This window comes from Streptomyces sp. NBC_01635 (assembly GCF_045209715.1).
Taxonomy (GTDB): Bacteria; Actinomycetota; Actinomycetes; order Streptomycetales; family Streptomycetaceae; genus Streptomyces; species Streptomyces hirsutus.
The window spans coordinates 6,176,002-6,188,201 of sequence record NZ_CP109277.1; the positions used below are offsets into that span (position 1 = coordinate 6,176,002).

10 protein-coding genes and 1 pseudogene are annotated in these 12,200 nt (G+C 65.5%); 8 read left to right on the top strand and 3 right to left on the bottom strand.

Translation table 11 applies throughout. The annotated features are described in order from the left end of the window. Positions 1-292: 292 nt before the first annotated feature. Positions 293-1,999: an AIPR family protein gene (locus OHB56_RS28840; protein ID WP_406356457.1), complete on the top strand. Its 1,707-nt coding sequence runs from the start codon at positions 293-295 to the stop codon at positions 1,997-1,999. Positions 2,000-2,186: 187 nt separating this feature from the next. Here the strand turns inward: OHB56_RS28840 and OHB56_RS28845 are convergent, their stop codons facing one another. Both OHB56_RS28845 and OHB56_RS28850 read right to left on the bottom strand, forming a co-directional pair. Then, positions 2,187-2,528, bottom strand: coding sequence for a hypothetical protein (locus OHB56_RS28845; protein WP_332011123.1), 342 nt, complete (start codon positions 2,526-2,528; stop codon positions 2,187-2,189). Positions 2,529-2,783: 255 nt separating this feature from the next. Then, a complete protein-coding gene (locus OHB56_RS28850; protein WP_332011126.1) occupies positions 2,784-3,272 on the bottom strand; it encodes a DUF4265 domain-containing protein in 489 nt (162 codons plus the stop codon). Positions 3,273-4,970: 1,698 nt separating this feature from the next. Here OHB56_RS28850 and OHB56_RS28855 point away from each other — a divergent pair. The 3 genes and pseudogenes from OHB56_RS28855 to OHB56_RS28865 all read left to right on the top strand — a co-directional run bounded on the left by OHB56_RS28855 (position 4,971) and on the right by OHB56_RS28865 (position 8,664). Continuing rightward, positions 4,971-5,261 (top strand): peptidase inhibitor family I36 protein, encoded by a 291-nt coding sequence (locus OHB56_RS28855; protein ID WP_406359233.1) that lies wholly within the window; start codon positions 4,971-4,973, stop codon positions 5,259-5,261. A 524-nt stretch (positions 5,262-5,785) separates the two neighbouring features. Continuing rightward, positions 5,786-6,553, top strand: a pseudogene (locus OHB56_RS28860) (IS5 family transposase); the annotation flags it as partial. Between the two features lie 734 nt (positions 6,554-7,287). Beyond that, positions 7,288-8,664 (top strand): IS1380 family transposase, encoded by a 1,377-nt coding sequence (locus OHB56_RS28865; RefSeq protein ID WP_332011129.1) that lies wholly within the window; start codon positions 7,288-7,290, stop codon positions 8,662-8,664. Positions 8,665-9,015: 351 nt separating this feature from the next. On the opposite strand, the gene OHB56_RS28870 is transcribed toward OHB56_RS28865, so the two are convergent. Beyond that, complete coding sequence (locus tag OHB56_RS28870; RefSeq protein WP_332011132.1) at positions 9,016-9,756, bottom strand: GntR family transcriptional regulator; 741 nt, start codon at positions 9,754-9,756, stop codon at positions 9,016-9,018. 212 nt (positions 9,757-9,968) lie between these two features. Between OHB56_RS28870 and OHB56_RS28875 the strand changes: the two genes are divergently transcribed. From OHB56_RS28875 to OHB56_RS28890, 4 genes are read left to right on the top strand one after another with little or no spacing between them, the layout of a single operon-like run. Beyond that, entirely contained in the window at positions 9,969-10,319 is a 351-nt protein-coding gene (locus OHB56_RS28875; protein WP_332011135.1) for a hypothetical protein, read from the top strand. Continuing rightward, a complete protein-coding gene (locus OHB56_RS28880) occupies positions 10,319-11,635 on the top strand; it encodes an FtsK/SpoIIIE domain-containing protein (protein ID WP_332011138.1) in 1,317 nt (438 codons plus the stop codon). The genes OHB56_RS28875 and OHB56_RS28880 overlap by 1 nt, the downstream gene beginning before the upstream one ends. Positions 11,636-11,647: 12 nt before the next feature. Continuing rightward, the gene (locus OHB56_RS28885) at positions 11,648-11,842 is read left to right on the top strand and encodes a hypothetical protein (protein ID WP_332011141.1); all 195 of its coding nucleotides are present in this window, start codon (positions 11,648-11,650) and stop codon (positions 11,840-11,842) included. Positions 11,843-11,877: 35 nt separating this feature from the next. Further along, a complete protein-coding gene (locus OHB56_RS28890; protein ID WP_332011144.1) occupies positions 11,878-12,168 on the top strand; it encodes a hypothetical protein in 291 nt (96 codons plus the stop codon). Positions 12,169-12,200: the final 32 nt, after the last annotated feature.

A 12,200-nucleotide genomic window follows, 5' to 3' on the forward strand; every position in this document is an offset into this window, starting at 1 on the left:
TGACCTGGGCGCATGTGCGCGTCGTGGCCAAGTTGAGCTCGGCTGCTTTCACCGTGATTCCCCGCTGTTCCCCGCCCGATCTGGTGCGGTTATGGTGCGGGACTGCCGTGCTGTGGCTCTGGGAGGACGCTTGCCCTCAGGGGGATGGTACCTGGTGCCGAGGTCCCCACCCAGACGGGATGACATCTGCCGCAAGCCCCTTGCCGCGCAAGCGGATACTCCGCAACACTAGTTGGCCTCTAGCGAAGTGGCACGGGGGGGAAGAGTGGCTTCCAAGAGTAATGATCAACGCTTGCTGGATCGCATCTTGGAGGACCAGCGGAGTCGCCTTGCCCCCAACCAGAAGCTGGATGACTTTTTTAACTATTTCACAGCAAGTACGGCGCTTCAGGACTTAGATCTCGATATCGATGAGATTCGCGATGGAATCGTTGACGGGTCACACGACTGTGGCGTTGACGGTATTTGGGTCCTCGTTGATGACCGGTACGTTTCCGCTGACGTAGATCGCCACAAAAATCTGCGTGCCGGGAAAATTGAGCTCGTCATCTTGCAGGCTAAGACCTCAACAGGCTTTCAAGAGACAGCGTTTGAAAAGCTGCACTATCACTTGCCGATCCTGCTTGATATGGATCGCGATGTTAGCGAGCTTGCGGATTCGACTAACGCAAAACTTCTCGATCGTACCGGGCGTTTCCTGCACATCCTCGAAGCGCTCGCCTCGTCTTTCCCTGATGTTTTCGTCCGTGTCGTCTATGCCAGCCGTTCGGCCGAACCCCCACATCCCAATGTGCGGGCAAAAGGAAACAGACTAGAGCGCGATCTGGCGAAGATTGCTTCAGGGACTAAGTGTCGAGTTGAGTACCTGGGAGCCGCTGAGCTTCGGGAGCTTTCGGCTCGGGGTGCCACGGTTGTGTCTGAGCTCGTCTTCATAGACACTCCAATGAGCACTTCTCTGGGCGAAGGCTATGTATGCCTGGCCCGTTTGGATGAATATCACAAGTTCATCACTTCCCCGAATGGGGCGCTAAGGCTAGAACTGTTCGAATCTAATGTCAGGGACTATGCGGGCCGAACGGCCGTTAATACTGCGATCGGGGAGACGCTCAGTTCTAATTACAAGGACGACTTCTGGTGGTTTAATAACGGCGTCACCATCGTTGCCGAGGAGGTGAGGATCGCTGGGAAGAAGATCGTCATGAAGGACCCGCAGATTGTAAATGGCCTTCAGACGAGTCATGAGATCTATAACTACTTCCAAGGCGTCGGGCAGCACCACAGCCGTTCTATTCTGGTTCGTATCATGGTGCCTCCGACCTCTGGCCGAGCCAGGGATGGAATCATTAGGGCGACCAACAGTCAGACCCAATTGCCTCCGGGCGCCCTGCGAGCGACGGAGCAGATCCAGAAAGACATCGAGGAGTCACTGCAGCGCGACGGTTACTATTACGAGCGTCGCGCGAACTATTATAAGAATCTTGGGTTTCCCCTAGAGCAAGTTGTGAGTATGTCGCGGCTCGCTAGAGAATTCACTTCACTCGTGGTGGGCGAACCGCACGTCTCTCTGAGGTTCTCCGAAAACCTTCTGCTTGACGATTCGCACTACTATCGGGTCTTCTCTACCGACCACGATCTCGACCTATACACGATTGTCCTCGATGTGCATGTAAGGATCGGCGAATTCTTGGCTTCCTTTATGGAAGACAAGGCATTGCTCGGAGATACAGCAGAGAATTGGCGGTATCACCTTGCGTACATGGCCTCCTTCACGCTCACCCGGCTGCGTAGGCCGACGCAGCGAGATCTGTTGAACGTCAAGATTGAACACCTTTCCGATGAGCTCCTAGAAAGCATGATGAGTGTGCTGGAAAGGGAATACAAAGCATCCCTTCGCGGAAATCGTGCACAGGGAATTGACAAAGTTGCCAGAAGTTCAGATTTCACACGCCGTGTGCGCCAGGCAACCGTGGCAACGAGGAGATTCCAAATTAATCGGTGAAGCGTGCCGCGTGACTGGGGTTGAGCCCACGACCTCTTCGTCCCGAAGTAACCTGGGTGAGGGCTCTGCCTGGGACTGGTGCACCTCTCACCTGCGCTGATGGTCCGCAGGCGTCCGCGCTTGTTCGCCGTTGTGTGTGAGCGTTGTCACTCAGTTAGACACTCACACAGTGGACGTGGCACGAGCTTCAGTCGCCCGCGAACCACAAGTAACTTCCTGGAGTGGCCGCGCACTCTTCCAGCATCGTTGCGAGGTCGTCCAGTGCGGCGAGTTGACGTTCATCGCCGCATCTCTGCCTCAGACCGTGGATCTCCCGGAGGGCGGCTGCGGCCTCCTGCTCGTTCATCAACGTATCCCCGTACGGATCGACGGCAGTGAGCCTCCCCGGTACTCCAAGGAGCTGGAGTGAGCCGAGCGCATCGGCCAGCGCGTCGCCGTGCCCGTAGGAACTCCGCAGGAGTGTCGCGCGGGACTTGCGCCAGTTGTTGCGAGCCGGCCGTGATGAGTGCAGCTCCAGATCAATCCCCATGCCTCATGATGCACACGCTGTGTCGCTGGACAGCCGCAACTGATCGAGGCGGCCGTGACCTGCGGTCACTCATATGGTCAAGGCTCCTCGCTCCCCCGCAGGTGTCTTCTTGCCCTGGGTCTTGCCGGGGATCTTGGTGACCTGCGTCTTCCCAGCTCAGGACGGGTCTCATGTGCGGCTGAGTGGTCGTCATTGGTCGTCGTCGGTCCCTGTTGAGCAACCTCGGACGGCCCAGCGGGGAGTATCTGGGCGGCGTCAGTTGGCGGAAGCGGCCCGCCACTTTGCGGTGATGCATCCTTCTTCCATGTGCCACCACTCCTTGGCAACGCCGTGGTTCAGCAGCCGTTGCACCTTGGCGAGATCAACGGTGGGCGGTACGTCCAGGGCGACCATGCGGAACTGCTCAATCCCTTCGCCGTCGACGCCGAGTTCCCGGAACGCATTGATCACGCTCTGCCGTGCGGCTCCGGTGCCGCCCTCACGCAGCACGATGAGGCGAATGGTGCAGTTCTCGGAACGGCGAACGACCTCGCCGGCCCATGGCACGTCCTCCTCGTCGGGCTCGACAGCCACGACGTCTCCGCAGGCGATGCCTCGAACGAACCAGGGGATGTTGTCGAGCCGTACGGTGCCATCCCCCTGATCGGCGGCCCACAGGCTCTCCACCGATGCCGGGGGCCAGTCGTCTTCGACCTCAAGTCGGAAGTGCACCTTCACGTACGGGCCGTCGTAGGAATTCGTCATGCCGCCAAGGATGCCCAGCCCTGCAACGCGGGCCGCGGGCGGGTGACCGGGCACCCCAGCGCAGAGTGGAAGACAGGTTCTCCTGTGCCTCAGCCGACGACAGCCAGCCACGACGGCGGGTGCGCCGACCGACCAGGCACGCGTGTGCCTCGCTGCACCCTCACCGGCCTCAGCCACGCTGTCGGCTTGTGCCGTCGACCAGAGCAAGCTATGCAGAGGCCTTCGGTGCCATCAGCTTGGGAAGCTCAGGTGATCTACCGGCAGTTGATGGGCTGACCTGTACGGGAGCGGCGTCGGCGCCTGTTCGTGCGTTGAGCTGGTTCCCGCTGTTCCCCGTGGTTCCCCGCAGTATCTGGCATGCGTCTGGCACGGGGCGGCCGTCCCGTGCGTGCTACCTGACTTGCCGGTCTACTGATCATCCTTTCCGCTGACCTGCGGGACTGAAGAAGCCCACGGCTCTAACCAGCTCAGATGCCGTGGGCTTCTGTCGTTGTCGGTTGGCGTTGGCTGACCTTGGACGGCCCAGAGAGGGCCCAGCGTCGCGACGGGCCAGTCTGCTGAATGCCTGCGTCCGGGAGCTCTCCTTTGGTGAGATCCTCTCGTGAGCGACTCACTCCTTGCCGCGGGCATCGCAGCAGTCACAGCCCTTGCAGCCTCGGGGATGACCTCCTGGTTGACGCTTCGGGGCGTACGCCACCAAGTAGGGGCACAGCGAGAAGTCTTGGTGCTTGCTCATGCTGAGCAGCGGGCAACTGAGAACCGAGCGGCGCAAAAAACGCCTGTATCCAGTTCATAGAGTCGGCCATCCGCAGTGCCGCTCTCATCCAAGAGATCAGGCGGCTTGGTATACCCGACGACGAGTACCAAGATCGCTTGAGCATGGCCCGGGACGCCTTGTCTGACCTGATTCGAGCTCAAGCAGTCCTGAGCGTTGAAGGCCCAAGCAGCGTTGCGGGAGCTGCCACTGAGGCTCGATGGAGTCTTGATCGCGAGTTCGCAGCGGCCCGCGCCGAACGCACTGGCACGACCCTCACCGATGCAGTCAACGCCGCAGGCGATGCTAGGCGTCGAGCTGTAGGTCGCGTCGGACAGGTAGCCAGGCGGGCGTTCGGCAACGATGACGGACCTCCCTTGGCCGCTCCTTGCATCGGGGCCACTGCCTGACGCGGCCCAGAGACTCCGCAGAGGCCCAGTGGGCGGGGCCGGCGGGAGCGGCGACACTCGCTTTAGGAGTTCGGTCCGGGCCCGCTCCGGCTGCTGTTGTCGACTGATGCGATGGCCGGAGGGAGACGCTGGTGTGCGCACCCGTCCGGCATCGTTGATGTCAGCCGCCGATGTCAGGCACCAGTTGGTCCGTGGCGCCGGGCGAGCTCGGTATGGACGATTCACTCGGGCGCTGTGCTCGCTACCTCTCGATAGTTCTCAGCCAATTACTTGCAGCTGTGGCCAGATATGACACGCAGCGCGCACTGTCCGATGCTCGCGTAAGCCCCAATAGGGGCATAATTCCCGTCTCATGGATTGAGTCCGGACCGTCGTTTAGGCATCGCGGGGATGCTTCGACGCAACTCTGTGAGCTAACATCCCGTGACCAAACAATGACTTGCCCTCCCCGTGGGTGTGGGGAGTTGCTGTCGATCGAGGGGAATTATGAGTAAGCGAATTGGGACGACCGTGCTCGTCACTGCAATTGCGGCGATGTTGACTGCCAGCGTTTCGAGCTCGGCATACGCTGCCCCGTCCTGCACGTCAAAGATCTGCACGTGGACGGGTGCGAACTACACAGGAACAAAGCTAACTTCCGGGCTCGTCGCGGGTGTCTGCTACCACTCAGGGCGATATCGGTCAATAGAGAACAGGGACTCCGTCCAGGTGCGCTATTATCCCAATGACTCATGTTCGGGTGCGCCTAACCATGAATCTTCCTGGAGTTTCACTGATATAGACGCCCAGACGGGATGGAAGGTCTACAGCTACAAGAAGGTCTAATTCGCTATTCAAGTCCCCGTCTAGTTGGAGCATGCAGCCTCGCAGGAAGTAATTTCGGCATCTGGTCCATATGTCGGCTAAGGCATGGCTGCACCGTACAGCGCAGTCGGTGGAGCGGCTTTGGGCTGGAGCTGCTTTGGGGCGAGTGATCATGGCCCCGTAAGCTTCCGGCGAGTCGGGCAGTCTGTGGACCTGCCCGTTAAAGCACGACGTTGGGGCCATGATCTTAGAGGCTCGCCCCAAAGTGGCTGCCTAACTGGCTGTTCTCTATCCGCTCGGGTGGTCGGTGGGGTTCGAACAGGGGCCTGGTCCGGGTGAGTTGGCCGGTGCGGAGGCATAAAGGAAGGGCCTCTTGGTAGCTCGCGGATGTCGAGTCCAGCGAGGAGCAAGAGGCCCTGTTGTCGAAGTGTCGCGTGGTCACGGTTGCCGGGTCCAGTCCGTCCACTCCTGGGTGTGACTGTCTCGCCCACAGGTTCGGGAACGCGGCCGACCGTCCGGGGCGCCGGCCCCGGTACGGCTCGGACATGAGCGATGACGAGTGGGCTCTGGTGCGGGATCTGCTGCCGGTGCCGGGATGGCTGGCCGGCCGGGGCGGACGGCCGGAGGGCTACTGCCACCGGCAGATGATCGACGCGATCCGCTACCTGGTCGACAACGGCATCAAGTGGCGGGCGATGCCGTCGGACTTCCCGCCCTGGCCGCGGGTGTACGCCTTCTTCGCCCGCTGGCGGGACCTCGGTCTGGTGGCCGAACTGCACGACCGGCTGCGCGGTGCCGTCCGCGAGGCCGAAGGCCGTGATCAGGAGCCGAGCGCAGGCGTGGTGGACTCGCAGTCGGTGAAGGCGGACGCCACCGTCGCCCTCACCTCGCGGGGCTTCGACGCCGGCAAGAAGATCAACGGACGCAAGCGTCACCTGCTCACCGACACGCTCGGTCTGCTGCTGGCCGTGCTGGTCACCCCGGCCTCGACCACTGACCGGGACGCCGCCCGCATCCTGCTGCCGGCGGCCAAGGGTCGCTTCGGGCGGCTGACACGCGTATGGGCCGACGGCGGTTACACCGGTCATCTCGTTGACTGGAGTGCGGCACAGCTCGGAGTGGTCCTCGACATCGTCCGCCGCAGCGACGACACCCGCGGCTTCCAGGTCCTGCCCCGCCGCTGGGTCGTGGAACGATCGCTCGCCTGGTTCCTGCGCAGCCGGCGCCTGGTGCGGGACTACGAGCGGCGCACCGACACCAGCGAAGCCGTCATCCTGTGGTCGATGACCATGCTCATGAGCCGCCGCCTGGCCGCCCGGCACCGGTGTCCTGTTCCGGTGCCGGGCGGCATGAACCTGCCCGGCTTCGCCTCGACCAGCCAGCCCCGTTCCACCAGCCGCTTCAGCCGTGCCCTCGCTCCTTCGACCCGGGAGGCGGACGCGCTGTCCCAGCCCAGCACCACCGCGGCCCGCCGGGCACCCAGCCCGTCGGCTCCCGCATCGACCGCGGCGGCCATCAACGCCTGATAGTCCGGCGACAGCTCCGTCACCTCGCTCGCGTGTCGCCGGTGCGGCACCGCCCGGCGCGGTCCGACCGGCTTCCTCCGCGGCACCTCGTCGGCCACGTCGGCGGGTGCATCCTCCTCGGCCAGCGCCTCCAAGTACTGCTCGAGGCCGATCACCCGGCGCCGGTGCACCTCTTCCGCGTCCGCCAGAGCCGTCCGCACCCGTTCCAACTCGGCTTCGAGCTGCTTCACCTGCGCGGCTGCGGCCTTCTGCCGTGCCTCCAGAACCGCCCGCATCGACGGCATCCGCCACCCCCACGACCTCTCGCCCGGCAACAAGCCAAGGCTCCCGCGGCAGCAGCTACTTCACACCTGACCAGCGAGGACATCACACAAGGTTCGGAAAGAGAACGACCTCTAACCTCGCGCTTTCACGAGGTGGGGTGTCCGAGGCTTGATCAAATAAGCGGAGAGTGCTCCTGACCTGCAACGATGGGACTTGTCTAGGGTCCTGTTGGCTGCACGGAAAGAAGCACTCTCCAGGTGAAGAAGCGTATCGGGTCGTACCCCCGTGTCCGCATCGAGGGCGACGGCCGGGCGGTGGTCTCGCAGGCCGGGGGCGTGCTGCTGGTCGAGACCGTCCGCAAGGCCGGCTTGGACACCGCGATATCAGCGGCGCTGACGCCGTGGCGGAAGGCTCGGGCGGTGCACGATCCGGGCAAGATCCTGCTGGACGTGGCCCTGGCGGTCGCGCTGGGCGGTGACTGCCTCGCGGATGTCGCCATGCTGCGGGCCGAGCCGGCCGTGTTCGGGCCGGTGGCCTCCGACCCGACGGTCTCCCGCCTCATCGACACCCTCGCCGCGGCCGGGGAGAAGGCCCTGCGGGCCATCCGTGCCGCGCGGGCTGAAGTCCGCCAACATGTCTGGCGGTTGGCCGACCGGGAAGCGCCTGATGCAGGCGGGACGGTGACCGTGGACCTGGACGGGGTGCTGGTGATCGCGCACTCGGACAAGGAGGACGCCGCACCCACGTGGAAGCGAACCTACGGCCACCACCCGCTGATGGGGTTCGTCGACCACGGACCGGGCGGCACGGGTGAACCGGTCGCCGCCCTCCCGCGACCGGGGAACGCGGGATCGAACACGGCGGTCGACCACATCACCGTCGCCCAACTGGCCTTGGCCCAGCTGCCGAAGAAGTACCGGCGCGGGCGCCGGACCCTGATCCGCACCGACTCCGCGGGCGGCACCCACGACTTCGTCGCCTGGCTCGCTCAGCGGGGACGGTGGCTGTCCTACTCGGTCGGCATGGTGATCACCGAGGCGATCCACCAGCACGTGCTGAGGGTTCCGGCATCGGCCTGGACGGCGGCCGTCGAGACCGGCGGCGAGATCCGCGACGGCGCCTGGGTCGCCGAACTTACCGGCGACGTCCTTCACGGCTGGCCCAGAGGCATGCGGCTGATCGTCAGGAAGGAACGACCGCACCCCGGGGCCCAGTTGCGGCTCACGGATGCGGACGGCATGCGGCTGACCTGTTTCGCGACCAACACCCCCGGCCGGCCGATCGCCGAGCTCGAGCTCCGTCACCGGCTGCGGGCCCGGGCCGAGGACCGCATCCGCGCCGCCCGGGCCACCGGCCTGCGCAACCTGCCTCTGCACCGCACGGCTCAGAACCTGATCTGGCTGGAGATCGTGCAGATCGCTCTCGACCTGCTGGCCTGGATGCCGATGCTCGCCCTGACCGGCAAGGCCAGGCTCTGGGAGCCCCGCCGCCTGCGGCTCCGCCTGTTCACCGCGGCCGGACAGCTCGTGACCACCGGCCGTCGGCGAATCCTCCGCCTGGCCCGGCACTGGCCCTGGACCGGTCACATCACCGCAGCCCTCGACCGGCTCACCCAACTGCCCAACCCCGGCTGACCAGCGGATTCCCCGTCCCTTCGACAGCACCTCAACACCCGGAGCAGTGGAACCCGGCGCCATCCCGAGGCGACACTCGGATCTTCGGCCTGCACAGCCTCAGCCCACGACACGAAAACGGTCCACCGACTCCGTCGGCGGACCGTCACGAAACTTCGAGGCTAAAGCCGTGGAGCCGACCGCCCCAGCCACAGAGGGTGTCTTCCACTTCATGCCCGCAGCCGCCGAGCGCGCCGCCTGGCGTGGCCAGCCGGGGCGAAGACAGAGGCAGGCCGCGCCGCAGAGGCGGCGCGCGCCCGCGCCGTGCGCGGGCCTTGATGACGTAGAGAAAGTCTGAGCCAACTGGGGTTGCTACAGCCTGAACGACAGCTCCAGCTCGTCGCCTGGAAGGTGGAACTCCTCCAGGGCGAGAGGCTTGTCTGCCTCGGTGAGGGTCACGCGGATAACGTGAAGCAGTGGGACCCCGTCGGCGAGTCGCAGCGCCTGGCCCTGGTCCGGTAGGGGCATGCGGGTGCGGATGTACTCCGTGAAGTGGAGTTCGTGGCCCAGATCGGCAAGCGCTGCGTAGAGGTCCGGGGCCGGCGGTGGGGCCTCCTCCTCGTACTTGGTGCCGATGAGTACCGAGAACGGGATGTACGTCCGGTGGAGCTGGCGGAGGTGGCCGTGGTCTGCCGTCTGCAACGCGTCGTACGTGAACATGGGCTCGCCCGGCGGGATGCGGAGTAGGTCCGCGAGGGCAAGCGGGGCGTCGGTGCGGGTGGCTACCGGTGGCTCGGCGTCGGTCCAGCGGATGCTGTCGGCCTCGATGTACCGACCGTCAGATGCTCGACGTACGCCCCGCGGGCGCGTGTGGCTGGGCCGGCTGTGCGGGGAGCGGGCGAAGGTTCCGCGGCCCATGATGGCCTCGACGAGACCGGATGCCCGTAGCTCACTCAAGCCCTGGCGGACCGTGGGGCGCGTCACGCCGAACTGTTTCGCCAACGCCTCTTCGGAGGGGAGCGGTTGGCCGGAGGGGAAGGTGCCATCAAGGATGCCTTCGCGCAGGTAGTCGGCGATCTGCCGGTACTTCGGCTGCGTGTTCTTCGGCGGCATGCGGGCCCTCCGTGGCCGTACCTTCTGCTGCTGGCCGTCCTCGTGGATGGCTTGTCCACGTCCATGGACGTGGACGCATAGCTTCTCTTATCACTAGGCGGTTGACAACCCGTACTACGGGTGGGCAACCTTGCGTGAGTCACCCGTACTACGGGTGGTCTAGCAACCCGAAGGGTCGGCCTTCGGGTGCCAAAGATGAGGAGAACCGAACAGTGGCAACCCTTCCGATCGACACCGCGAAGTACACGGGGATCATCTGCGCCGTGCCCCCGGCTCCGCGGGTCGCCAACCGTGAGACCGGACAGCTTCGCGTAGACCGTGAGACCGGCAAGACGGTGTACCAGGTCGGTCTCTGCCTGATGGCGGGGACGTCGGCCGACGTTGTGAACGTGAGCGTGGCCGGTGAGCCGGCCGGTGTGCAGCTCGGCATGCCCGTGGCCGTGCGGGACCTGGTCGCCACGCCGTGGGAGAACGACGGGCGGCACGGTATCGCGTTCCGGGCGGCGGAGATCCGGCCCCTGAGCGCTCCCGCCACCTCGGCGGCCAAGGGGGCCGGGCAGTGATGGAACTGGCCTCCGCTACTTCGGCCGACGCGACTTGGCCGAGCTGGGTTCTGGTGGTGGCCGCCGTGCTGGTGCCGGGTCTGCTTCTGGCGGGCCCGGCCCTGCGCAGCCGCTATCACGGTGCCTGGTGGCTGTTATGCGGCTTCCCGGCCATGGCCTTCCGGGTCGTGCAGACCTGGCGGCCCCTGATGGCGGGCTGCGGGCTCGCCGGGAGCCGTCGGCCGGCGCTGACCGTGGTGTCCGGGCTCGTCGGCAAAGGGGCGCCTCCGCCTCAACCGCGGGTGCCCCGCCGTGGGCTCATACGTCCGACCTCCGGAGGCTTCGTACTGCTCGTGAGGCTGCTTCCGGGCCAAGTGCCGGAGCACTTTGTCAAGGCCGCACCGGCCATGGCGGAGAGCTGGCAGGTGCACGCGGTGCGGGTGACCTCCTGGAAACCGGGGGTCGTACGGATCGTCGCTTCGGCGGTCGACCCGTTGGCCGACCCGCAGGTACCGAAGCAGCGGGGGCCCGGTCATCTGCTCCGGGTGACCGTGGGCGCCCTGGAGACCGGGGCTGCGTGGGTGGTCGACCTGCGGCGCGTCCCTCACTGGCTGATCGTCGGGGCCACGCGCTCGGGAAAGTCGACTCTGATCAATGCCCTCGTGGCAGGACTCGCCCCGCAGCCCGTCGCCCTGGTCGGCATCGACTGCAAGGGCGGCATGGAACTGTCCCTCTACGAACCGCGGTTGTCCGCCCTCGCGACGAACCGAGAGCAAGCGGTGAGGCTGCTGACCGCCCTCGTTGACCTGACTCTCGACCGAATGTCCCTCTGCCGGGCGGCCCGCGTCCGGAACATCTGGGGCCTGTCCGACAAGGAACGCCCGGTCCCCGTCGTCGTGATCGTCGACGAGATCGCGGAACTCTTCCTCGTGGCGAGCCGGAACGAGAAGGACGAAGCGCACGCGGCCGGTACGGCGTTGATCCGGCTGGCCCAACTCGGTGCGGCACTCGGGGTGTTCCTCGTCGTGGCCGGCCAGCGTGTCGGCTCCGACCTCGGGCCCGGTGTCACGGCTCTGCGGGCGCAACTGGGCGGTCGGGTCTGCCATCGTGTGGCCGACCCCGGTACGGCAGAGATGGCCCTCGGCGATCTCAACCCCGACGCGCTGAAGGCAGCGCAGGCCATCGCCCCGGAGCAGGCCGGTACGGCCGTCCTCGCCTCCGGCGACGGCTGGGAACGCGCCCGGTCCCACCTGATCACGGAAACCGAGGCGGAAGCCGTCGCCGCCGAGTACGCGCACCTGACTCCCGTCCTGTCCGAACTGCATGTCGAACTGTGAGAGGGGCCTGCCGTGCTGGTGTCCATGTCGGCCGTCCTGCTGCTCGGCCTGGTGATCTGGTTCCTCCTGCGCATTCGGTACCTCAGGTGGGCCGACGCGCTGCTCTGCGGGACCTTCGGCTTCCTGCTCGCCCGGACCGTGGCCGCGCCCGTGGTTCAGGCCTTCCTCGACGGAGTGAACGGCTTCCTCGGCCAACTCCGCTTCTGAAACACCCCACCACCGACCCGACAAGGGGACTTCCTGTGCCCAACTACGTCATCCGCTCCGGTGACCGCGCCACCTTCCTGGCCGGTCTGCGGGAGCTGGTCGACTTCCTGACCGCCAACCCGGCCGTCGCCGTACCGCGTCACGCGTCCGTCGTCGTCCTGGTCGACGCCTCCGACTCCGCCGCTCGCCTCGACGGCGTGGAGTTCGTCGCCGCTCCGCTCGGTGTGCCGGTGGAGGACATCGGCCGGGGCTACTTCGACGCCCGCCGCGACTTCGGACCGATCTCGTACGGCGTCGTCGGGATTCCTCCCGAGGAGCGGCAGTGATCGCCCGTACGACGGGCTCCCGACGGGGCGCG

Bases quoted from the DNA above. Each gene is read 5' to 3' on its own strand.
- OHB56_RS28845 (WP_332011123.1), bottom strand. From the start codon at position 2,528: ATGGGGATTGATCTGGAGCTGCACTCATCACGGCCGGCTCGCAACAAC.
- OHB56_RS28850 (WP_332011126.1), bottom strand. From the start codon at position 3,272: ATGACGAATTCCTACGACGGCCCGTACGTGAAGGTGCACTTCCGACTT.
- OHB56_RS28855 (WP_406359233.1), top strand. From the start codon at position 4,971: ATGTTGACTGCCAGCGTTTCGAGCTCGGCATACGCTGCCCCGTCCTGC.
- OHB56_RS28870 (WP_332011132.1), bottom strand. From the start codon at position 9,756: ATGCCGCCGAAGAACACGCAGCCGAAGTACCGGCAGATCGCCGACTAC.
- OHB56_RS28880 (WP_332011138.1), top strand. From the start codon at position 10,319: ATGGAACTGGCCTCCGCTACTTCGGCCGACGCGACTTGGCCGAGCTGG.